The sequence below is a fragment of the Cephaloticoccus capnophilus genome, assembly GCF_001580045.1.
GTDB classification, from domain to species: domain Bacteria; phylum Verrucomicrobiota; class Verrucomicrobiia; order Opitutales; family Opitutaceae; genus Cephaloticoccus; species Cephaloticoccus capnophilus.
Window position 1 is genome coordinate 1 of sequence record NZ_LSZP01000019.1, and the last position, 22,121, is coordinate 22,121.

15 protein-coding genes are annotated in these 22,121 nt (G+C 60.9%); 13 read left to right on the plus strand and 2 right to left on the minus strand.

Annotated elements, in window-relative coordinates; translation table 11 throughout:
* Window positions 1–194: 194 nt before the first annotated feature.
* The 7 genes from AXK12_RS02055 to AXK12_RS02085 all read left to right on the plus strand — a co-directional run bounded on the left by AXK12_RS02055 (window position 195) and on the right by AXK12_RS02085 (window position 10,927).
* Window positions 195–854, plus strand: a complete 660-nt coding sequence (locus tag AXK12_RS02055; protein WP_068711114.1) for a DUF2959 family protein — start codon at window positions 195–197, stop codon at window positions 852–854.
* Window positions 820–4,149 (plus strand): alpha/beta hydrolase family protein, encoded by a 3,330-nt coding sequence (locus AXK12_RS02060; RefSeq protein ID WP_068711115.1) that lies wholly within the window; start codon window positions 820–822, stop codon window positions 4,147–4,149. Before AXK12_RS02055 ends, AXK12_RS02060 begins: the two co-directional genes overlap by 35 nt.
* A gap of 893 nt (window positions 4,150–5,042) precedes the next feature.
* Window positions 5,043–6,974 carry a hypothetical protein gene (locus tag AXK12_RS02065; protein ID WP_156468787.1) on the plus strand — a complete coding sequence of 644 codons (1,932 nt, stop codon included), beginning with the start codon at window positions 5,043–5,045 and terminating at the stop codon, window positions 6,972–6,974.
* 106 nt (window positions 6,975–7,080) lie between these two features.
* Entirely contained in the window at window positions 7,081–7,434 is a 354-nt protein-coding gene (locus AXK12_RS02070; RefSeq protein ID WP_068711117.1) for a type II toxin-antitoxin system RelE family toxin, read from the plus strand.
* The gene (gene pssA, locus AXK12_RS02075) at window positions 7,431–8,456 is read left to right on the plus strand and encodes a CDP-diacylglycerol--serine O-phosphatidyltransferase (protein ID WP_231863489.1); all 1,026 of its coding nucleotides are present in this window, start codon (window positions 7,431–7,433) and stop codon (window positions 8,454–8,456) included. The genes AXK12_RS02070 and pssA overlap by 4 nt, the downstream gene beginning before the upstream one ends.
* Window positions 8,457–8,686: 230 nt before the next feature.
* Complete coding sequence (gene dnaN / locus AXK12_RS02080) at window positions 8,687–9,817, plus strand: DNA polymerase III subunit beta (RefSeq protein ID WP_068711118.1); 1,131 nt, start codon at window positions 8,687–8,689, stop codon at window positions 9,815–9,817.
* Between the two features lie 246 nt (window positions 9,818–10,063).
* On the plus strand, window positions 10,064–10,927 hold the full coding sequence (locus tag AXK12_RS02085; RefSeq protein WP_231863490.1) for a hypothetical protein: 864 nt from the start codon (window positions 10,064–10,066) through the stop codon (window positions 10,925–10,927).
* Window positions 10,928–11,316: 389 nt separating this feature from the next.
* On the opposite strand, the gene AXK12_RS02090 is transcribed toward AXK12_RS02085, so the two are convergent.
* On the minus strand, window positions 11,317–11,652 hold the full coding sequence (locus AXK12_RS02090; protein ID WP_068711128.1) for a glutaredoxin family protein: 336 nt from the start codon (window positions 11,650–11,652) through the stop codon (window positions 11,317–11,319).
* A 121-nt stretch (window positions 11,653–11,773) separates the two neighbouring features.
* Between AXK12_RS02090 and AXK12_RS02095 the strand changes: the two genes are divergently transcribed.
* Together AXK12_RS02095 and AXK12_RS02100 are read left to right on the plus strand one after the other, a co-directional pair.
* Window positions 11,774–12,832: an NAD-dependent epimerase/dehydratase family protein gene (locus tag AXK12_RS02095; RefSeq protein ID WP_068711119.1), complete on the plus strand. Its 1,059-nt coding sequence runs from the start codon at window positions 11,774–11,776 to the stop codon at window positions 12,830–12,832.
* Window positions 12,833–12,923: 91 nt separating this feature from the next.
* Window positions 12,924–13,967: a PDDEXK nuclease domain-containing protein gene (locus tag AXK12_RS02100; RefSeq protein ID WP_068711120.1), complete on the plus strand. Its 1,044-nt coding sequence runs from the start codon at window positions 12,924–12,926 to the stop codon at window positions 13,965–13,967.
* Here the strand turns inward: AXK12_RS02100 and AXK12_RS02105 are convergent.
* Window positions 13,964–16,801 (minus strand): PEP-CTERM sorting domain-containing protein, encoded by a 2,838-nt coding sequence (locus AXK12_RS02105; RefSeq protein ID WP_068711121.1) that lies wholly within the window; start codon window positions 16,799–16,801, stop codon window positions 13,964–13,966. The two genes, AXK12_RS02100 and AXK12_RS02105, sit on opposite strands and share 4 nt — an antisense overlap.
* 852 nt (window positions 16,802–17,653) lie before the next feature.
* On the opposite strand from AXK12_RS02105, the gene AXK12_RS02110 reads away from it, so the two are divergent.
* The 4 genes from AXK12_RS02110 to mnmG all read left to right on the plus strand — a co-directional run bounded on the left by AXK12_RS02110 (window position 17,654) and on the right by mnmG (window position 21,914).
* Window positions 17,654–17,917, plus strand: a complete 264-nt coding sequence (locus AXK12_RS02110; protein WP_068711122.1) for a type II toxin-antitoxin system RelB/DinJ family antitoxin — start codon at window positions 17,654–17,656, stop codon at window positions 17,915–17,917.
* The gene (locus AXK12_RS02115) at window positions 17,904–18,185 is read left to right on the plus strand and encodes a type II toxin-antitoxin system YafQ family toxin (protein WP_068711123.1); all 282 of its coding nucleotides are present in this window, start codon (window positions 17,904–17,906) and stop codon (window positions 18,183–18,185) included. The genes AXK12_RS02110 and AXK12_RS02115 overlap by 14 nt, the downstream gene beginning before the upstream one ends.
* Before the next feature lie 394 nt (window positions 18,186–18,579).
* Window positions 18,580–19,962 (plus strand): tRNA uridine-5-carboxymethylaminomethyl(34) synthesis GTPase MnmE, encoded by a 1,383-nt coding sequence (mnmE, locus tag AXK12_RS02120; protein WP_156468792.1) that lies wholly within the window; start codon window positions 18,580–18,582, stop codon window positions 19,960–19,962.
* A 65-nt stretch (window positions 19,963–20,027) separates the two neighbouring features.
* Complete coding sequence (mnmG, locus tag AXK12_RS02125; protein WP_068711125.1) at window positions 20,028–21,914, plus strand: tRNA uridine-5-carboxymethylaminomethyl(34) synthesis enzyme MnmG; 1,887 nt, start codon at window positions 20,028–20,030, stop codon at window positions 21,912–21,914.
* Window positions 21,915–22,121 lie beyond the last annotated feature (207 nt).

Consider the following 22,121-nt stretch of genomic DNA (forward strand, 5'->3'; position numbering starts at 1 on the left):
AAATCACGATTTGTGTTCGGTTGCGAAGCGACCGAGCCAAATCGTGATTTAAATGGGAGTGGCAGCATGCCACCGCCCCACGCGTAGTGGGAAAAAGCAGCGAGGCTTGCCCCAATCGATGGGCTGACCTTTCTTCCTCCTAAAATGCCCCGCACGCCGCTCGCTATCTCCTGTTCTGTTTCTCACATCCGACAATGAAAGCTGCCCTGTTCTTACGCCTCTGTATCGGTCTTGTTTTTGGTGCTAGCCTCGCAGGCTGCACTGGGGCTTACCACCGCTCGCTAGAGCAGCGCGGCATGACCAAGCGCGACGTGCTCGTGCGCCGCATCCAGCACGTCCAAAGCGCACAAGAAGAGGCAAAGTATCAATTCACGCGTGCGCTCGAAAGCCTGCGCAGCATTGCACAAGTCGAGCCCGGCCGCCTTCGCGAAAAGCACTCCGAACTCGACGCGCAGCATAAAAACGGCAGCGAGCGGGCGCGCGTTTTGGGCAAGCGACTGCCTGCCGTCGATACCGCCGCGGCGACACTCTTCAAAGAGTGGGAAAAGGAACTCGCGCTTTACCAAAACCCCGCACTCCGCGCCCAAAGCGAACAACGCCTCGCCGCCACTCGCGCCGACTACGCCGAGTTTATCCGCACGCAAGAGGCCATCCTCGCACAAATCGCGCCTGTGCTTGTGAGCCTCCGCGACCAAGTGCTCGTCATCAAACACGGGCTCAACCCCGAAACCCGCCGCGAACTCGACACTACGCTCCAAGCCCTCCGCGAAGAGCTCAGCGGACTCATCCGCTCAATCGACGAATCCACCCGTGCCGCCGATGCCTTTATCGAAGCCCTCAACACCCTGGATTAACCTACTAAAACCGTGTCGAGCGATACGGCCCCGCCGCCGCTATGCGTGCACGGGGCTTTTCTTTTGGGCGGCAACACTCACGGCGACGGCAGCCACAACCCCAATCCCAATCCACGCCTCCGCCGCGCAGCCCGACACGCCCGCGCCCCAAAGCCAAACGCGCGAAGCCCCACTCTCCCCGCTCCCCGCAAAACGCCCGCTGCGCTGGGAGGATTTCGACGACTGGCGCAGCGTTAGCTCGCCCACGCTCTCGCCCGACGGACATTGGCTCGCCTACAGCTTCATGCCCGCGCGCGGCGATGGCGAAGTCGTCGTCCGCCAACTGCCCGCCCCCGCCGCCAAGTCCGCGCCGCCGCAATCGCTCCACTCATCGGATGACGCCCACAAGCCCCGCGCTCGCAGTTATCACATCAGCGCGGGCGAAATCCCACCGCCGGTTTTTCCCCAAGGCCCGACCGCCACGGGTCGACCGCCGCCGCCCAGAACCGTCGATCATCTCTTTACGGGAAATAGCCAATTCTTGCTCAGCCTCACTTTTCCCCCGGCCCAAGCGCAGCGCGAAGCCCGCCTAAAGCCCGCTCGCTTCGTCGCCGACCCACTGCGCGGCCAAGCCACCGACCCGCGTAAAACGACGCAGTCGCTAACGATCGTCGATTTGCCCGCTGGCCGCAGCGAACTCGTCCCCGAGGTGCAGTCCGTACAAGTCAGTTTGCACGGCGCTTGGGTCGCGTACCTGCACGAGCCCTTGGAGCCTAGCCCGCCTGCCGCCCGCCCATTCAATGGCCCGAGCCGCCAAAGCTCCCCACCGCCCCTCGCGCGTGAACTCGCAGCCCCCCAGCCCGAAAACCGCCGCCTTGTCTTACGCGAACTTCTGCCCGGATCCAGGCGCGGCTGGGGTAGCGCCGCCCGGCAGATCGGCGGCGCGGGCCAGCAAAAGAGCTTTGAGTATGTGAGCGAGTACAGCCTCAGCCGCGACGGGCGCACGCTCTTGTACCTCGTTGAGTCGCCCACCCGCAGCCGTAACGGGCTCTATGCCCTCGCCCTCGGCAGCAGCAGCACCGCGCCCCAAGCCCTGCTCCGCACGACAAAAGCCGATGCCGAGCAACTCAGCCGCCTCACTTGGGACGCGCAGCAGACCCAAGCCGCCTTTTTGATTCAGCGCAAAAACGGCAGCTATGACGTGGGGCTTTGGAAACGTGGTGAGCGCAGCACTACGATCGCCCTCTCCGCCGCGCACAGGCCCGGCCTCCCGCCCGACCTGCAAATCGGCGAACACACGACGCTTCAGTTTTCGAGCGACGGTAAAAAACTCTACATCGGCCTCGTCCCCCGCACACCCACAGCGAGTGACGCGCTCGCCCGCGACGCCGAAGCCCTCATCGACCCGCTCGAGCGCGCCTATCCCGAAGTTTGGCGCTGGGACGCCGAGCGACTCCCCGCGCGCCTCAACATCCTCGCGAAAGTCGAGCCCCCGCGTACTTACGCCGGCGTGCTCGATCTAGAGACCGGTCACTACCTGCAAATCGGCCGCCCCTCCCGCTCCTCCCGCCCCGCATTCCAAGAACTGCGCTTTAGCGAAGACGGACTCTGGGCGCTCGCCTTCGACGAAACACCCTACCTGCGGCTCCGCGACCACGACGCCACTTACGCCGACGTGTATGCCATCGATACGCGCAGCGGTGCCCGCCGCCTCATCGCCAAAAAACTGCGCGGACCCTCTGGAGACGAAGGCCTGCCCAATGTCTATTTCTCGCCCACAGTCGCAGGCCGCAGCGCGGCCGCTACCCCGCCGCCCACTCGCTACGTCGCCTACTTCGATAACGGTCACTGGTGGGCCGCCGACCTCACGAGCGCCGCCACGCAAAACCTGACTGCCGGCCTGCCCGTCTCCTTCGCGCACGAAGTTCACGACAAGCCCGAAGCGCCCCCGACCTACGGCTGGGCGGGCTGGGTCGCCGACGCCGCTTCACTCATCGTCTACGATCGTTACGACCTCTGGCAGCTCTTCATCCCCGAAGAAGGCCCGGGCGGCCCGACGCAGCGACCTGCGCTCAATCTCAGCGGCGGCGCGGGCCGCAGCGCGCGACTCATCCTCCGCGTGCAAGACACCGCCGCGCAGTACGCCTCCGGCGAGGGGACCGCCCTCCCGCTGCCGCCGCTCTGGCTGCGCGGGCTCGACCCCACGCAGCCACTCATCCTGCGCGGAGAAGACGAGCGCACGCACGACACTGGGTTTTTCCGCCAGCCTTGGCCAAATCCCGCCACTCGCCTCGGCAACCCGCCGCAGCTCGAACGACTCTTTTGGAGCGATAAAAACACCCGCTTCATCGGGGCGGCGCGCTCCGACCTATTCCTGCTCAGCGCATCGCGCTTCGACGAGTTTCCCGACCTCTGGGTGAGTGACAGCGCCTTTTCCGCGCTGCGGCGTGTGAGTGACGGCAGCGCACAGCTCGCGCCCTTTGCGTGGGGCCGCTCCCCCGAACTCATCGACTACCGCAGCCCTGCGGGCGCCCCGCTTAGCGGGCTCCTCTACACGCCGCCCGACTTCGACCCGAGCCGGCGCTATCCGCTCATCATTTACCTCTACGAACGGCTCTCCGCGCTGCGGCACAGCTTCTTCGCACCCAGCTTCGGGGCGAATCTCAATATCCCCTACTACACCAGTAACGGCTACTTGGTGTACCTCGTAGACATCGCTTACGAAATCGGTGCCCCCGGGCCGAGCGCACTGGATAGCGTGCACGCGGCACTCGATGCCGTACTCGCGCGCGGCGACTTCGTCGATCCCGAGCGGATCGGCATCCAGGGTTCCTCCTGGGGCGGTTACCAAGTCGCGTATATCGTCATGCACAGTGACCGGTTTCGCGCCGCAGTCGCGGGCTCTCCAGTGAGTAATATGACCAGCGCCTACGCAGACATCCGCTGGCGCTCCGGCCGCGCACGACTCTTTCAATACGAGCAATCGCAGAGCCGTATCGGCGCGGCCCTTACAGAAGCCCCCGAACGCTACCTCGCCAACTCGCCCCTCTTCGCCGCGCATAACCTGCGCACGCCACTGCTGCTGCTGCACAACGACGGCGACGGCGTCGTGCCTTGGAGTCAATCGACCCAGCTCTTCCTCACGCTGCGCCGACACGAAAAACCCGTATGGCTCATCAACTACCCCTACGAAACGCACGAGATCGCACGCTACGCGAATCGACGCGATTTCCAGAAACGCGTTTGGGCCTTCTTCGAGCACCAGCTACGCGGAGCAGCAGAGCCAGAGTGGATGCGCGCGGGCTCTACGCCGTAATAGAAAAGGGACTACAGTCTTTGCTGGCGAGCGGACGAACGACCGCTCGCAAAGCTAGAAAAGCCCAGCGGGCTTTTAGCACCCTCTCGCCATGCGCAGCCGTATGCGCCGCACACCGCGAGAGGGGTTTTACACAACAAACAAAGAACAATCCCTGTCCCCCACGGCAGCTATAGCCTGCTGTGAGGTATGGAGAGCGCATGAGATGCGCACCGCACGAACAAGGTTCCGCGCCTACCACACATTACGTAGCAACTGCGTAAGCCTCCCGCTTCAAACGCGCGCCGCGCTGATACGCTTTTTTCCACTGCGCGTGGGGCGGCAGCGTGTCGCTGCACCCATTTACAGGGCCGCTTGGTTGCCGTGCATTCGCACAGCAGCCAAGCGGCCCTGTGAAAAGGAACCCAAACTTGGAGGCGGGAGCTTATGAGTGATTTTCCCCGCCTCGCCCAAAGGGGTTATCACTCTACTCCCTGTCGCAACGCGACAGGGGGGAATGCTTTCAAATTTGGGATTTCGCTTTCGCGCGATAGCGCGATGCGAAATCCCAAATTGAACGGGTGCAGGCACAGCCTGCCGCTCCACGCGCAGTGGCGGTCAGTGACCGCTTCCATTTTGCGGGCCGCCTGACGGCGGGCACAGGACGACTTTAGTCGCCGAGCCGCCGTCAAGTGTTGGCGGCCCGTCAGGCGCGGCGCGGCGGGGCTGCGGTGCGCAGTTGAAGCGCGAACAGACCCTAGCCCTGCCAACATCCTGTCAATAAGGGGAACCGCGTAGAATTTTACGCAAAATCACGGATTAGGGCTTACGTAGGGTCGCGCATTGGCTTACGTAAAATAACGCATTATCTGCTCGTGCTTTAGGTAAAATCTGGTATGCCCCTACCCTAAATCATGCAGACCGCAGACCGCAGACCGCAGAGTTGTAGGGTTGTAGGCGAAGGCTCGGCACGCAGGTGTCCTGCGCGGCTCGCGTGCTTAGCGGCAGGAGTCGCGACCTTCATTTTCGCGTTCCTCGCTTCCGCCCTGTCCGCTCGCGCCCAGCTCGTCATTAATCTGCCAGACCCGACCGACACCCAAGTACTGCCCCCCCCGAGCGGTGGCGCAGGTGATACGCTAGCAATCAGCGGGCTAGGCACTGCAGTGTTAAAGGAAGAGTTAGAGGAAGACGCCGACGACTTCTTTGGCGAAGTCATCATAAGCGGCGCACAGCTCACCCTCAAGGACGGCGGCCGGCTCACGAACGCCAAGCGCTTCCTCATCAAAAACGGTGGCACGCTCTTTCTCGATAACTCCGAAGCGGCGCACAGCAACCGGCTTAAAAGCACAGCTGCAGTCGACCTCTATGCAGGGACGCTCGCATTCGACCCGGGCGGCTCCGGATCTCTCACCCAAGAGCTGGGCCACCTCACCCTCTTAGGCGGGGCTAACCAGATCGACCTGCATCTAGGCTCGGCATCAGGAAGCAAATTCCTCGCGGAAGCGGTATCGCGTGCTGCGAACGCGCAGACTGCGGACCCGTTTCTTGGTCGTGTATGGCCGACCTCCACGCTGAACATTCGCTACATCGATCCCCCAAATGGCAGCGCCCCGACCAACGTGGACCTTGAGGTCCCCGCAGGTGGGGCATCCGCAGGTTTGATCTATGCGATAAGCGGACTCAGTATCCTCCCTTGGGCGACTATCACACACGGCTCACAGGTGGATTGGGTCCAGTGGGAGGAAGGTGTGAGCAGCGTCTTTAAGCCACTCACCACTTACTACACAGGAAGCCCAGCAGACTGGCACGGGCAGCACAACGTGCTCATCGACGCGAGCACCGCCGAACTCATCTTCGACGACCCTCTCAGTGGGTTTACCCAGATTACTTCGCTCAAACTCGCCAACGGCGGCGCGCTCGTTTTCGGAGGAACCAGCGACTGGAACTATCTGACACTCCTCTCTGGCGGGCTACTCTCCACGGGCTCCGCTGGTAATCAAATATCCGGCCGCGGCACTATCAGCGCCGGGAACGACTCGCCCGACACGTTCTACCTCCACATTCACGCCAACCTCTTAGTGAACGGCTCGATCGACCTCTTCTCCGGCAGCGCCCCGATGATCAAAACGGGGGAAGGCACACTGCGGCTCACCGGCGATGTCTGGATGCAGGGTGGCTCTCTCGTGATTAACCAAGGCACAGTCGCCTTTGAACAAGGCTACGCAATGGAGTTCAGAACCGTGAGCGTAGGTGACGGCACAGGAACCGACGTGCTCGAACTGCCCGCTAACCACAGCAATCCCATCACGCATCTAGACGCCTGGTGGGATCCGGAAAATAAGCCCACCATCTTCCTGCACGGCACGACCCACTCGATGACTCCCGATTCGGGTGAGGTCGATGCAGCGATTTTGCGCTTCGGGGGCGGCACCATCCAACACGCCAACCTGCTCCATGTCGAAGGCCGGGGCACGCTCGATTTCGCGGGCGACCCAGACCATGCCCCTAACATGTTCTACCTCGAAGAGTTCACCCTGGCCGACTTCGATACGACCCTGCTCTTTATCCGCCACTGGGAAGATGGGCGCGACGTCCTGCTCGTAAGCCATTCGCAGGAAAACATCGCAAGGATCAATGAGGAGTTCCTCGCGCGCATCAGGTTCGAAGGCTACACCCCCGATGAGGGCGGCGCCACTGCCCAGTGGGTCTCTTGGGGGGATGGGACGTATTGGGAAATCCGGCCCTTTCCCGAACCTGCAAACTACGGTGCGCTCTTGGGCGCGCTCGGCCTGGGGCTTTTCGCTTGGCGTAGATGGAAACGCGGCGAGCGTGCGCAGCACACGTGAGTGGCGAGCCGCGAGCCAGATGCCTCGTGAGCGTGATAGGGCGATAGCGAGCCCTCACTGACGGCTCGCCAAGGCGGGCGAGGTCTGCGAGTCTTCGGGGTGAATCATGTATCAAGTCACGTTTTCCGAGCAGAGTCTGCGCGAGCTCAAGCAGCTCGACACGCTCGCCCAGCTCGAACTCATCGAGCCCATCAGCAGCCTAAAACCCAGCGACCTCGCCCGGCCACGCGAACCGCTGGGCCGCTTTAAGCGGGGTGAAACGCTCTACTACCGGCTGCGCGCGGGCGACTACCGCTTCTACTTCGAGGCACAGGGCGAGACACTCCACACGCACTACATCCTGCACAAAAACTCGCTCGAAGACTTCCTGTTGCGCAACAAGCTGCCCGTCAGCGAAGAGCAACTCTTCGAGCAGCACTCCAAGTTTTGGAAATACCTAGAAAGCCTAACGCGAAAGTGAGCGCCCCGCCCCCTCCTACCCCAAGCGCGCCAGCCTCCGCCGCCGCGTCCGCGCCGCCCCCGCCGGCTGCTGGCCCGAGCCCGAGCGCGAGCGGCAGCCCCCCGCCGCAAGTCGCCTCAAATAGCGGCGACCCGCGCAATCCCTACCACGTCACCCAAGCGAGCCGGATTTACTTCCTGCCCAATCTCATGACCGCCGGAAACCTCTTCTGCGGGTTCATGGCCGTCATTAACTGCATCCAAGCGCGGCTCGCCGAGACGGCGATTGATGGCCGCTATCTGGACGGGCGACCGGTCGAGCATTATCGGATGGCGGTGTGGCTGATTTTAGCGGCGGCGGCCTTCGACTTACTCGACGGGCGGCTCGCGCGGATAGGCGGGCGCGAGTCGCTGTTTGGCGCAGAGTTCGACTCGCTCGCGGACGTAGTCTCCTTCGGCGTCGCCCCCGCGCTACTGATGTTCTTCTTCATCATCTCGCCCAGCCAAGGGATTATGTGGTTTCGCAACGTCGGCTGGTTCGTGGGTTTCGTGTACTTGCTCTGCGCGGCCATCCGGCTCGCCCGGTTTAATATCATTACCAACCCGCTCCTCCAGCGCGATACGAGCGACCCTAAGCAAGGCAAGGCTGCTGCGGCAGCCAGTAAGGACTTCATCGGCCTGCCCGTGCCGGCCGCAGCAGGCACAGTCGCCGCGCTCGTCCTGTTCCTCACTCAGCTCGTCGAGAGTGATAAAAGCCTCAATCGCTGGGCGCTGACCCTGCCCTTTCTCATGCTGCTGATCGCCGCGCTCATGGTCAGCAAGGTGCGCTACCCGAGCGGGAAAAAGGTAGACCTGCAAACGACCACTCGGCTCGGCACGTTCATCCTCATTTTAGTGGCGGCCGGGCTCGTCGTCGCGCTCAAGGAAGTCGCCCTCCTGATCCTCACGCTCGGCTACATCTTCTACGGGCTAGTCCGCCATTTCCGAGAGGCCAAAAACCCTGCGGCACAGCCAGCCGCGAATGTTTTGGGAAAAAGCCTGTGAGTAAGTTGCGCATGCTTTGCCCAAAACATTTTTCTGTGAAAAACCGCCCACTTGCTGGGGGCTTTCCCACGGTTTTTCACCGCCTCGGCGAGGCCGTTTTTCCCTCTCAACGCGCCCAGTTATTGCACTTACTCACAGCCCATAATAATAGGGATACTTTTAATAAAAGGTTCCTATTCTTTTAGGCTTTGTGAATTGCCTCTCCACTCCTCTAACCCTTTAGCCACCCTATGAAATTCAAGATCAACCGAGATCACTTCGCCAGCGGGCTCGCCCAAGTGCTCAATGTGGTCGGCTCGCGAGCGACGATGCCGATCCTTAACAACGTGTTGATTGAGGCGGATAACGATCGGATCTCGCTCACGACGACCAACCTCGACCTCGGGATCCGCTGTCAGATCAAGGCCGAGGTGCAGGAGTCCGGCTCTGTGACTCTGCCCGTCAAACGTCTCGCCGGGATCGTCCGCGAGCTGCCCAGCGTAGAGGTCGCCGTAGCGGCCTCGCCCAACCACCAGGTCAAACTGGTCTCTGGCGGCTCGAACTTTCGCATCATGGGTATGGCTAAGGATGAGTTCCCGCCGCTGCCCGAGTTTGGCGAGGAGAAGACCTTCAGCCTCGAACAGAGCGAGCTTAGCGCGATGCTCAAGAGTGTCGCCTATGCGCAGTCCAGCGACGAGACCCGCTACATCCTGAACGGCGTGTACTTCGACTTTTCTGCGGGGAAACTCGCCCTCGTCGCGACCGATGGCCGCCGCCTCGCCCACATTTTCAAGGACTTGGAAGTCCCCGAAGCCAGCACGGGGGCGATTATCCTGCCTGCCAAAACTTCGGGCGAGCTGCTCCGACTTCTCGACAAGGGTAAGAAGGTCAAAGTGAGCTTCGATGCGCGGCGCGCGGCCTTCCAAATCGCGACCGATGCGGACACCAAAGACAGCGGCCTAGTCGATAGCATCTACCTCTACTCCAAGGTCGTCGAAGGCAGCTACCCGAACTACCAGCAAGTCATCCCCAAGGAGACCCACCACCGGATCAAGCTGGAGCGCGAACTGTTTCTCCAATGCGTGCACCGCGCCGCACTCGTGTGCAGCGAGAAGGCCAACTCCATCAAAGTTAAACTCTCGCCCAACCTCCTGGAAGTGACGGCACAGAGCCCCGACTTTGGCGAGGCGCACGAATCGATGGCGATCAGCTACGAGGGGCCCGAGTTCCAGGTCGCCTTTAACCCGCAATTTGTGATGGACCCGCTGCGCGCGCTCACGAAGGACGAGGTTTACCTAGAGGTAAAAGACGAGATCAGCCCCGGGGTTTTCAAAACGCTCGAAAACTTCACCTGTGTCATCATGCCCGTCAGGGCGCAGTGAGCTGTGTGCTCACTGCTCGGGCGCAGGCCCAGTGGCTGGGCGGCGCCGGTCGCTTGGCCGCTCGGTCAGCCCGGCAGGCTAGCGCTCAAAGTAGGACGGCCTATAGGCCGCACGGCGTCGTTGCTGCCGTGGTTTTAGCTAACACTCTAACGCGCGGGCAACGACCGCGCGCCACTACGAAAGCGGGCTTTCGACCGCGACGGGCGGCCCCGACAAGCCATCCGCAAAACAAACCAGTCAGCGACTGTGGAAAGCTATCTTACCCTAGGACTTATCGCAGTGGCGATTGTGATTATGCAGCTCAATCAGCGGCTCGGCTCGCCCGTACTGGCGATTTTTTCGCGCTGGCTGCGCTGGCTCGTCTTTGGCTTCGGCGTGGCGCATCTGTGCGTCGCGTTTGAGCTGATCGACCGGCCATTCTGGGTGCTCGCCGTCGCCTTCATGCTTTTGTGGTTCTTGATTGAGACCATTTATAATTGGCTCGGGATTCAGGCCTTGAGCGTAAGCCCGCTGCCGCTGTTTCCCCGCTATATCGAGAGCCCAAATGGCGAAGAGTGGCCGACCTTGCCGCGCTTTTTGAAAATCCGCGAGTGGCTGCGGGCCAATGGGTTTAGCCTCGTGCAGCCGGTCAAAGCCGAGATCGGCGGCGGGATACACCTGCGCAGTTGTGTGTACCAAGACCAAGCAGGCGGCATCCGGCTGCAAATCACCTTTATGCCGCTCTCGGCAGCGACCTTGGGCGTGTGCTACTCGCTCGTCTCGCACACGGCGGGCGGACAACGGCTCGTGACCGATAATTTTTATATCCCTTACGCCGGTTTTTACCCGGAGCACTGGTTTGTCGAGCGGCTCCCTTTGACGCGCTCGCTCGCTAAACTCGTCGCACGACACAGGGCCCGACTCGCCGGCGAAGCCGCGATCCCTTTTACAAGCGAGCCAGTCGCTGACCTCAACGCCCAACAACACGAACTCGACCAGCTCAATACCCAACTCGGCTTCCTAAACCCACACGGCGAACGCGAGGAGTTTGGGAAAATCAGCCAAGCCGGCCGCTACCGCATCTGGAAAGAAGTCTGGATGCTCAACTACCTAGGCCGCTCCTCCCAATAACGGGCGCCCGCTCTGTGGCGCGGGAGGCACTTTTCCCACTGCGCGTGGGGCGGCGGTCAGTGACCGCTTCCATTTAATTTGGGATTTCTCATCGCGCTATCGCGCGATCACGAAATCCCAAATTTGAAAGCACTCCCCCCTGTCGCGTTGCGACAGGGCGAGTAGTAAAAGGGAAAATAGAATGATAACCCGTTTGGGCGAGGAGGGAAAAATCACCAGTAAACTCCCGCCTCCAAGTTTGTGGTCCTTTTCAGATTTTGGTTTCGTTTCTGCGCGACGCGCAGAGGCGAAACCAAAATCTAAATGGGTGCAGCGACACGCTGCCGCACCACGCGCAGTGGGAAAAAAAGCGTATCAGCGCGGCTGCGCGGTTGAAAGGGGAACAGACTTTAGAAGAAGCGGAGGGTTTGGGTGGCCATTTTGGCGTGTTCTTCATCGGAGCAGCCGGCGTTGAGCGGGGTATCTACGGGGGCCTCGCTGCGGCTGACGAGGTGGTTACTCAGGAGGTAGTTTTCGACCTCTTCGCCTGACACGTCGGCGAGCATCACGCCGTCGATCTCTACGCAAGGCGAGAGGGGTTGTCCGGAGCGTTGTACCATCTCCACGTAGTTTGCGCGGTTGTTGATGATGTCGACGTCTTCAAATTCCAGGCCGTATTTGCGCATGATGGCGCGGACACCGTTGGACCACCCGCAAGTCGGTTTGAGATAGGCTTTGATCTTCATGAGGCGGCGGACTGTGGGCATTTTCCCCTCTTCGGCAAGGCGGAGTCTTCGGCGCGGGCTCAACGCGCCTTGTGCGATTAAACACTCGAACACAGAGAGCCACTCGCCATATCGCTAGCCGATGAAAGTGCTCGTGACCGGCGCGGCCGGCTTTATTGGTTATCATGTTTGCAAACGGCTCTGTGCCCACCCCGAGTGCGAGACGCTCGGGATCGATAACCTAAACGATTACTACGACGTCTCGCTCAAACGTGCGCGGCTCGCCGAGCTCGAAGCCCAACAAGCCCAGCATCTCAGGGGCCGCGCGACGGCAGCGGGGGGTTTGGCGGCGAGTGCGCTCGGTGCCGATAGCCCGGGCGGCCCCAATTTCCGCTTCGTGCAGGCTGACTTTGCGGAGGGCGACGTGCTCCTAAAACTTTGGGCGCAGTTTCGGCCCGATTACGTGGTGCATCTCGGCGCGCAGGCGAATGTTCGCTACAGCGTCACCCACCCTGAAGCCTATGTGCAGAGTAATTTGGTGGGCTTTTTCAAAGTGCTAGAGGCGGCGCGCAGGCATCCGCCCAAGCACACTGTCTTTGCCTCGTCTAGCAGCGTTTATGGGGCGAGTGCCACAATTCCCTTTGCCGAGGATGGCGACACGAGCCACCCGCTCTCCTTTTACGGTGCGACCAAGAAGGCCAACGAAACAATGGCGCACAGCTACGCGCATCTCTACGGCCTCGCGCTTACAGGACTGCGCTTTTTTAACGTTTACGGCCCTTGGGGCCGCCCCGACACGGCCCCTACCCTCTTTGCCAAGGCGATTTACTCGGGCGAGCCGCTCAAGCTTTTCGCCGAGGGCCGCGTCCGGCGCGATTTCACCTATATCGACGATATTTGCGACGGACTCCTCAAACTGCTGCTCTATCCACCGCTCGAGCCGCCTGTGCCGCCCTTCCGGCTCTTCAATATCGGCCACCACCGGCCCGTCGAAACGCTGCTTTTCGTGCGCATGCTGGAGGAGCTCATTGGCCGCAAAGCCCAACTCGAACTCCTGCCGCCCCAAGCGGCCGATGTGCCCGAAACCTGCGCCTCGCTCGACCACATCTACGCCGCGATCGGCTACGCGCCGCGCGTCCCGCTCGAAGACGGCCTGCGCCACTTCGTCGAATGGTTCCGCAACTACTACAAACCAGAGTGAGCCAATTTACCGTTTCCCGCTTCTTATATAGGCGCGCTTGCCTAAGTTATCCGCGCTGCGCACGCCAACGCCAAAGGCTCTACCACCGCATATGACCGACAAGCCAGCTTCTCTAACGACAGCCCCGCAAGGCTACGCCGATTGGCTGGCCGACCTGAAGGGACGCATCCACACCGCGCAGCAGCGTGCGGCGCTGGCGGTCAATCGGGAACTGGTTGGACTGTACTGGCAGATCGGCCGCGACATCCTGGCGCGGCAGGTCGAGCAGGGTTGGGGCACGAAGGTGATCGAGCGGCTGGCGCATGACTTGCGCGCAGCCTTCCCGGACATGAAGGGCTTTTCGCCGCGCAATCTCAAGTACATGCGGGCATTTGCCGACGCCTGGCCGGACGCCGAAATTGTGCAACAGGCTGCTGCACAATTGCCCTGGGGCCACAACCTGGTATTGCTGGATCGCCTGAAGACGCCAACGGAGCGCCTGGCCTATGCCCGCGCCGCCATCGAACATGGCTGGTCGCGCAACGTGTTGAACATCCACATCGAAACCCGCCTGCTGGAGCGCACGGGCAAGGCCGTTACCAACTTCGATCAGCGCCTGCCTGCACCGCAATCCGATCTGGCCATCGAGTCGCTGAAAGATCCGTACCGCTTCGATTTCCTCGGCCTGGGTGAGGAAGCACAGGAACGCGAGATCGAAAACGCGCTGGTACAACACGTCACCGATTTCCTGCTGGAACTGGGTGCGGGCTTCGCCTTCGTTGGCCGACAGGTCTTGCTGGACGTGGGCGGCGAGGAGTTCTTCATCGACCTGTTGTTCTACCACCTCAAGCTGCGCTGCTACGTGGTGATCGAACTGAAGGCAGGCAAGTTCAAGCCCGAGCACCTGGGACAACTGGGCTTTTACCTGACGGCGGTGGATCGGCAGGTGAAGCACACGCAGGACAACCCGAGCATTGGCCTGCTGCTGTGCAAGAGCAAGAACAAGGTGGTGGCTGAGTACGCCCTGGGTGACAAGTCGCAGCCTATGGGTATTGCCGAATACAAACTGGTGGAATCCCTGCCGCAAGAGCTGCAAACCAGCCTGCCGACGATCGAACAGATCGAGCGGGAGCTGGGCGAGCCGGTGCGAGATTAACGCCCATTGGCTAGCCGCGTGTCAGCGGCAGCACGCGCTCTCCGTTTCCGCCACGCGACCAATCCTATTCCGGCTGCGGCGAGGATTGCCCCGTAAGTGCTCGGCTCGGGGAGGGGACGGACGAAGTCGCCGGGCACGATTTCCCAGTAGCGGTTATCTTCAGCCCACTCGGTTTTTTTCGCAGGGCCGTAATCTTCGAACCAGATTTGGTGTAGGTAGTCGTCGAGCCCGGGGGAGGTCTTGCTCACGAGGATGTGGGTGAAACGGTCTCCTGTGTAGTCGGTGCCGCTTTTGGCTAATTCCTGCACCCAGCCGCGCACGAAGAGCCGACCAGTAGGGTCAATGGTAAACACTTCGCTGTAAATCTTACTGAGGCCGCCAGTTACAGGGAGCCGAAACTCCAGCACGCTGTTGCCCGAAATCGAGAGGTGGTTGAGCCGCAGGTCGTGATGCGCGCCGATGAGGATTAGCGCGGGGGCTTTCGCGTAATCATGACCGCCGCGCAGTCGCAGGTCGCGTTGGCCGGAGAGTATCGGGGTGCCTGCTCCATGGTCGTCTAGGACGAGCGCGGCGTAGGAGCCGCCGTCCCCCACGGTGATCGTGCCGGTGCTGGAGAGGCGGGACCGGCCATCAAGATGCAACTCGCCTTGGTGAATGTAAATCGAGCCCAGTTCGTTAGTGTGGCCCGAGTGGCCGCTATTCGCAGAGTTAAGGTGGAGACTGTGCGCGCCGGTTTTTACCAAATCGATACCGCCGGTAATTTTGGCAGTGAGAGTGAGTGCGCTGTGTGTGTGAATATAGAGCGGGCGGCCTCCGGCGGTGGTGACTGCGCCGAAGCTCGAGCCGTTGCCCCCGTCGTAAATCGTCGCGGGGCGGTTGTTGCTAACGAGAATGCCGCCCGAGCCGATTGTGAGCGTGTGCCCTTCGAGGAGGAGGACCCCGCTGCCGAGTCGCAGCGAGTTAATCGTACGGTTGTCGGAGAGAGTCGTCGTGGCCGTGACGTTGACGTTATTCCCGGCGGTCCAAGTGCCCTCGCTGCCTGCGTAGTAAGTGACGTAGCGTTTGAGGTGGCCGTCGGAGTCGAAAATCCCCCAGTCGGAGCGCGAGCTCCCAGCGCTGGAGCCGGTGGTGACGACGAACCACGGGTGGATGCCGCCTATTGCGCTGCTCTCTAGGGCAGTGGTGTCGGTAAACTCCATTAGCGAGCCGCTGCGGTTTGGGCCGATTAGCTCGACGAGGAGCGTGCTGCGCGGGTCGATACGGGTGAGCGAGTTGGCGCGGAGGTGATTGGCCGCGCTGCTGCGCTCTATCCGATTTGCGCCGCCGCCGAGGATGATGTCGCCGAGAGTGCGTGTGGCGTTTGCCGCGTGGGGATCGTCCCAGCGCAGCGTGCCGCTGGAGAGCGTGATTGCGGCGTTGCCGGAGAGCGGGGAAGCCTCGCTCGCGCCTATCGAAATGGCGAGTGTGCCGCCCTCGCTTACGGTGAGGTGGGCGGCGTCGCCGAAGCGCCCGCCGTCGCCAAGCACTAGGTCGACGCCGGCGATTTCGAGGTCGCCGAGGAAGGCGTCGTTGCCCGCAGACACGACAACCGTGCCGCTGCCGATGAAGCGGAGCGTTTGGCCCGCTGCGGCGATCAGCTCTTCGGAGAGGTGCAGCGAAAAGTCGCCGAGCGAGGAGCGGTTTAGCCGAATCGTGCGCGCTGAGCGGTTGCTCGGGTCGCCGAGGTCGAGCGCGTTGTGCCAATGGAGTGCTCCGCTCGCTTCCGCAGAGCCGAAGAGTAGCTCGCTGCCGAGCGAGACGAAGTCTGCCTCGCCCCAAGTGAGCGTGCGTCCGCCGTCGAGCGTGACGTGCAGCTCCGTGCCGTCGAGTGCGGTGAAGCCGCCAGACTTGCCCACGAGCCAGCGGACTTTCGCCGCGCCGTCGCCTAGGTCGCGCTCGAAGGTTCTGAAGCCGTCTTCAAACCCATAGACACCGCCCGCAAGCGTGAGCGTGGAGTCGTCGGCGATTTCCCCGATGAGTGTGCCGCCGCGCAGGGTGAGTTCGCCGAGGTAGTTTGTGGCATCAATATAGAGCAGGCCCGCGCCTTCCTTGATGAGTTCGCCGCTGCCGTGCAGCGCGTTTATGGTGGTGCGGCCAAGGCCGCTGACGATGAGTGTGCCGCTGCGGCTGGTGAGCGTTTGCGCAAAGATTAACTCCTCGTCACCGAAGATCGAGGGCATGTCGTTGTGGATGCGAAAGTCGAGCCCGGGCACTTCGTGGATGAGGACGTCGAGGTCGAAGACATGCGTCCCAAAACCGCGCGCGGCGATAAGCCGGTCGATTTCGTCCGTGCCGTAGCCGACTGTAATCTCCGAGCCAGTGAGCGTGTAGGCCGTATACATGTTGAGCGGCTCATCTGGCGCACCGAAGCCAAACCAGATCGAGGCGTAGCGCGCGGGCAGCCGCGACTCGCCGAGGCCCGCGATTTCTCCCACATAATAATCGCCCGGAACCCACGGGCCCTCGACCCAGTCGCCGATGTCGTCGTCCCAAACCCATTTGTAGTAGCCGTCTGCGAGGGCGGGCTTCGTCCCGAAGTTTAGGTGCGCGCCGTCAGTCGGAAGGAGATCGGCACCGCCTGGGCTGAGCCAGGCTGCCGCGTCAGTCGGATCGCCGGTTCCGGTCGGGTCGAGCCACTCGTAGGCCCTTTCGGGCGGGGAGAGTTGGGCATGCGCGAGCTTTGCCGCCGCGAGGCACAGCCCGCTAAAGGCGAGGATAAGCAGCCAAGTTAGGCGGCGACCACGACTCCGCGACCGTCGGCTCTCGGCAACACAATCATAAGAAATTTTACACAAGCCCCGAGACGGGGCGAATAGAGTTGCTAACCGTCTCGCCGCATCGGCGAACAGGAGAGCTGACGAGGCACACACACTTGCACGGCGCTCAGTCTTCATGCCGCGCAGGCTGCGCGACTACCGCATAGCTTCACCTGTTATACGCGCATTTCGGTAGGATAGAACGCCTTATACGCAGAGTGATTTAAGTGCCTTATAAAGAAGATCTCACAATAGTTAGAAGCCCGCTAAAACACAGTGATTTCACGGCCTGATAAAGGGCCTTAGTCACGCAATAGAAGCCCGTATAAAAACCCCAATTTAATAAGGTAATAACCGCTCTCTGCGCTTCCACTGCGCGTGGGGCGGCAGCGTGTCGCTGCATCCATTCAATTTGGGATTTCTCATCGCGCTATCGCGCGAAAGCGAAATCCCAAATTTGAAGTCCCTTCCCCTGTCGCGTTGCGACAGGGCGAGTAGAGTGATAACCCGTTTAGGCGAGGGAGGAAAAATCACCAGTAAACTCCCGCCTCCAAGTTTGGGTTCCTTTCTACCGAAGGCTTGGCTGCCGTGCATAAGCACGGCAGCCAAGCCTTCGGTAAATGGGTGCAGGCACAGCCTGCCGCCCCACGCGTAGTGGGAAAAAGCGTATCAGTGCGGCTCGCGTTTGAAACGGGAACAGACCCGAGCCAAATAGCCTCGGCGAACCCCGGGGCGTTCAGCCAGTATAGCGCGCAGGCTTTCGCGACTGGCGCTTTAGGCGGGGGAGGATGTCAAAACAGCACTTTAGCTAAGCTTTTAAGCCGCCTAAACTTGTCTTTTTCCCTTAGTATGAATTACAACGTAATTCACTAACTCAACCGGAGAATCGACATGGCAGCAAACCAGCTCGTACAAGCGCGCATCGACGGCGCGATCAAAGAAGAAGCCTCGGCCGTCCTGGCCGCGATGGGGCTTACTGTGTCTGACGCGGTGCGGCTGCTGCTCACGAAGGTGGCGCAGGAAAAGGCGCTGCCCTTCGAGCCACTGATTCCGAACGCCACCACGATTGCCGCAATGAAGGAAGCCCGCAAGGGTGGCTTGCCTCGCTTCACCAGCGTGAAGGCGCTCATGGATGATCTGAATGCGGACGATTGAACCCACTGGCCAGTTCCGCCGCGACTTCAAGCGCGAGAAAAAAGGGCCGCATCGCGCCACGCTCGATGCCGACCTAGCCGGCGTGCTCGATCTGCTCGCCGCTGACCTTCCGCTGGAGCCACGCCATCGCGACCACGCGCTGACTGGCGACTGGAAGGATCACCGCGATTGCCACATTAAGCCCGACCTGGTGCTGATCTACCAGAAGCCCGACGCCGACACGCTGCGCCTGGTGCGCCTCGGCTCCCACTCCGAACTTAGCTTGTGATCGAGGCGCGGTCAGTGACCGCTCTCTCTGAGCTTCCACTGCACGTGGTGCACTTTCCCCCTGTCGCGTTGCGACAGGGAGGAGAAAGTAGAGTAATAACCCGTTTGGGCGAGGTGGGAAAAATCACCAGTAAACTCCCGCCTCCAAGTTTGGGTTCCTTTTCAGATTTTGGTTTCGTTTCTGCGCGTCGCGCAGAGGCGAAACCAAAATCTAAATGGGTGCAGGCACAGCCTGCCGCCCCACGCGTAGTGGGAAAATGAATCGCCCCATTCAGCCATCGGATTCATCCCGCCTGCCGAGGCCGAAGCAAACGGCGACATCCCTTTTGGCGTGTTGTTTGTCGGTTGCATGCTGCTCCCTTGTCAGAGGCACTTGCTTTCTGTTGTTTGTGCCCATGCTCGCTTCTAAGGGAGATACTATTGTTGCGCTTGCTACGCCGGTTGGCACTTCGGCTATCGCGCTTTTGCGCGTCAGCGGTCCGCTGGCTGAACCCATTGCGCGGCAGCTACTTGAGACAGTCCCTCCCACCTCTCGCACGGCGACTCGTGCCGACTATCGCGACTGCAGCGGTGCACTCCTAGACGACGTGCTCCTCACTCTTTTCCGTGCGCCTGCCTCTTACACCGGCGAGGACGTTTTAGAGCTCTCCTGTCACGGAAACCCCTTTATCGCGCAAAAAATCCTCGAAGACCTCGTCGCGCGCGGCTGCCGACATGCTGCGCCGGGCGAGTTTACCCAACGCGCTTTCCTAAGCGGAAACATGGACTTGGCCCAAGCGGAAGCGGTGATGGATTTGATTCACGCGCGCGGTGAACGCGCCCTTGCTGCCGCCAACCAGCAACTGCGCGGCGCACTGGGCCGCCACATGCAGGCACTCATTGACGGGCTGCTTGCTGCGCTCGCTCGGGTTGAGGCGTATATCGACTTTCCTGAAGAAGACCTGCCGCCCGAAGACCAAGATTGGTTGTCCGAGCAAATCGCTAAACTTCAAGTCTCTGTCTCTAAGCTCATCCAAACCAATCACTACGGGAACATCCTCCGCGCCGGTCTTCGCGTCGCACTGCTCGGCGAGCCCAATGTCGGCAAAAGCTCGCTGCTCAACGCGCTTCTCGGGCGCGACCGTGCACTTGTGAGCCCCACCCCGGGCACGACTCGCGACTACCTCGAAGAGCCGCTCCTGCTGGGCGGTTACGCCTTTCGGCTCATCGATACGGCTGGGCTCAATGAAAACCCAGAAGCAATTGAGCAACAAGGGATTGAGAAAACGCTAAGTCTTGTGGATGAGGCTGATTTGCTCTTGCTTGTCATCGATGCGTCGCAGCCACAGCCCCCTACCCTACCCGATTCGGTTGTTTCTGCGCTGACGCCGGATCGTGCTCTCCTCGTCGCCAATAAAACGGATCTTGTGGCAACAAGATCGACCACTCCTCTCCAATCTCCGTCTGTTCTGTCGCCGCAGCTTCCGCGAATCGCGACCTCTGCACTCACTGAAACCGGCCTCGACGCGCTCCGTGCCGCCCTCGTTTCACATGCGGAATCGTTCCACGTGGAACACGGCGCAGAGCTGATCGCTATCAACGCACGCCATGCGGATTCGCTCTCGCGCGCAAAAGATGGACTCGTGCGAGCGCTCACTCAACTTCGCAGCCAAGCGCCGATCGAACTCATCGCAAGCGAACTGCGCGATACGCTCGACGCCTTTGGGGAAATCGCGGGGCGAGTCGATAACGAGCGAATGCTTGACCAGCTCTTTGCGAGCTTCTGCATCGGGAAGTAAGCCTAGGGTCTGTTCTCGTTTCAAACGTGGCCGCGCTGCGGCTCTCCCCTACTCTTTTTCTTTCAATGATTTACAATAAAATCCCCTACGATGTAATCGTTTGCGGTGCGGGCCATGCGGGTGTCGAAGCCGCGCTCGCTGCCGCACGGATGGGTGCCGCTACCCTACTTCTCACGGGTAATCTCGACACGATTGGGCAAATGAGCTGCAACCCTGCCATAGGCGGTCAAGCCAAGGGGCAGATTGTCAGGGAAATCGATGCCCTCGGCGGTGAGATGGCGATTAATACCGACCTCACTGCGATTCAGTTTCGCTTGCTCAACGAGTCCAAGGGCCCTGCTGTCCGCTCGCCACGCGCGCAATGTGATAAAAAGGCCTATCAAAATCGGCTCAAGCACACGCTAGAGCTTCAGCCCAAGCTCGACCTTTTCCAGGCTCTCGTCACTGACCTCGTTTTTGAAGGCGACCGTGTGGTCGGTGTGCGAACAAGCTTCGATATCGAATTTCGCGCGAAAAGTGTCGTCGTGACAACTGGCACCTTCCTTCGCGGATTGATGCATATCGGCGCAAACAAGACCGAAGGCGGCCGTTTGGGCGACTTTACCGCGCAAACCCTATCGGGGGCCTTTCTCCGTGCGGGAATTCAGCTCGAACGCTTCAAAACGGGCACGCCTCCGCGACTTCTCGGGCGAAGTCTCGATTTCGCTAAAATGCAGGAGCAGCGCGGCGATGCAGTGCCGACACGCTTTGCCTTTCACGATACGCGGGCGGCAGCCGGCGATGAGGCGGAACTGTTCCACGTGGAACAGTCGGGCGAAAGCCGCAATGGCTGGCGGGTAGGGGAGCGCCCCCAGGTTTCCTGTTGGATGACGCACACGACGGCGGAGACCGCCGAGCTCGTGCGCACTAATCTTTCTCGCTCTGCGCTTTACGGAGGAGAAATTACGGGCGTGGGACCGCGTTATTGTCCGAGTTTTGAAGACAAGGTGGTCCGCTTCGCGGACAAGCCGCGCCATTTACTCTTTTTGGAGCCGGAGGGCTATTCGACGAATGAGTATTATGTGAATGGCCTTTCAACGAGTCTGCCCTTCGATGTGCAGCTCGCGATGGTGCATAGCGTCCCGGGGCTCGAAAACGCGCACTTGCTGCGTCCGGCCTACGCCGTCGAGTACGACTATGCGCCGCCCACGCAGCTTTACGCGACTTTGGAGTCAAAAAAGGTCGGAGGGCTCTTTTTTGCCGGACAAATCAACGGCACTTCCGGCTACGAAGAGGCGGCAGGGCAGGGGCTCGTGGCCGGAGTCAATGCCGTGCAAAAGGTGAGGGGAGGCGCGCCCTTTATCCTCGGGCGACACGAGGGATATTTAGGTGTATTAATTGATGATCTTATTAATAAAGGAGTTACGGAGCCTTATCGGATGTTTACGAGCCGAGCCGAGCATCGGCTCCTTTTTAATCACGGGAGCGCGGAATTGCGCTTAGTCGAGCATGCTAAGGAACATAACTTGTTGGATAATAGACGGATAAAGGCTATTGAAGCGAAGCAGGCTGCGATTTCGCATTGGCAGGCTTGGCTCGAAACCAATCGCTGCGAGGGAAAGACTTGGGGCGAACTCATCCGGCGCGGCCTCGAGGTCGGGGCTTTGCCCGAGGAATTTCGCCGCATCGCGCCCGAAATCTGCGACGAGGTGCTGTATCGTGTGAGCTATCAGGGCTATCTGGAACGCGAGCAGCGGCAGATCGAGCGACTGCGCGCGGTCGATTCGATAAAAATCCCACCCAACTTTGACTTTCTAGGGCTGCGTGGGCTGCGAGGCGAAAGCGCCCAGCGACTCGCACAGCTGCGCCCGCTGACCCTCGGCCAAGCCTCGCGAATCAGCGGCGTAAATCCGGCAGACATCAGCGTCCTCATGGTCGCACTGGGACGTGTCGCCCCAGACATTGCGCCGTGAAGTGAGAGGCCGTTTTTCCCACTACGCGTGGGGCGGCAGCGTGTCGCTGCACCCATTTACAGATCCGCTTGGTTGCCGTGCATTCGCACAGCAGCCAAGCGGCTCTGTGAAAAGGAGCCCAAACTTGGAGGCGGGAGTTTACTGGTGATTTTTCCCACCTCGCCCAAACGGGTTATCACTCTACTTTCCCCTCCCTGTCGCAACGCG

Bases quoted from the DNA above. Each gene is read 5' to 3' on its own strand.
- AXK12_RS02055 (WP_068711114.1), top strand. From the start codon at position 195: ATGAAAGCTGCCCTGTTCTTACGCCTCTGTATCGGTCTTGTTTTTGGT.
- AXK12_RS02060 (WP_068711115.1), top strand. From the start codon at position 820: ATGCCTTTATCGAAGCCCTCAACACCCTGGATTAACCTACTAAAACCG.
- AXK12_RS02065 (WP_156468787.1), top strand. From the start codon at position 5,043: ATGCAGACCGCAGACCGCAGACCGCAGAGTTGTAGGGTTGTAGGCGAA.
- AXK12_RS02070 (WP_068711117.1), top strand. From the start codon at position 7,081: ATGTATCAAGTCACGTTTTCCGAGCAGAGTCTGCGCGAGCTCAAGCAG.
- dnaN (WP_068711118.1), top strand. From the start codon at position 8,687: ATGAAATTCAAGATCAACCGAGATCACTTCGCCAGCGGGCTCGCCCAA.
- AXK12_RS02090 (WP_068711128.1), bottom strand. From the start codon at position 11,652: ATGAAGATCAAAGCCTATCTCAAACCGACTTGCGGGTGGTCCAACGGT.
- AXK12_RS02095 (WP_068711119.1), top strand. From the start codon at position 11,774: ATGAAAGTGCTCGTGACCGGCGCGGCCGGCTTTATTGGTTATCATGTT.
- AXK12_RS02100 (WP_068711120.1), top strand. From the start codon at position 12,924: ATGACCGACAAGCCAGCTTCTCTAACGACAGCCCCGCAAGGCTACGCC.
- AXK12_RS02110 (WP_068711122.1), top strand. From the start codon at position 17,654: ATGGCAGCAAACCAGCTCGTACAAGCGCGCATCGACGGCGCGATCAAA.
- AXK12_RS02115 (WP_068711123.1), top strand. From the start codon at position 17,904: ATGCGGACGATTGAACCCACTGGCCAGTTCCGCCGCGACTTCAAGCGC.
- mnmE (WP_156468792.1), top strand. From the start codon at position 18,580: ATGCTCGCTTCTAAGGGAGATACTATTGTTGCGCTTGCTACGCCGGTT.
- mnmG (WP_068711125.1), top strand. From the start codon at position 20,028: ATGATTTACAATAAAATCCCCTACGATGTAATCGTTTGCGGTGCGGGC.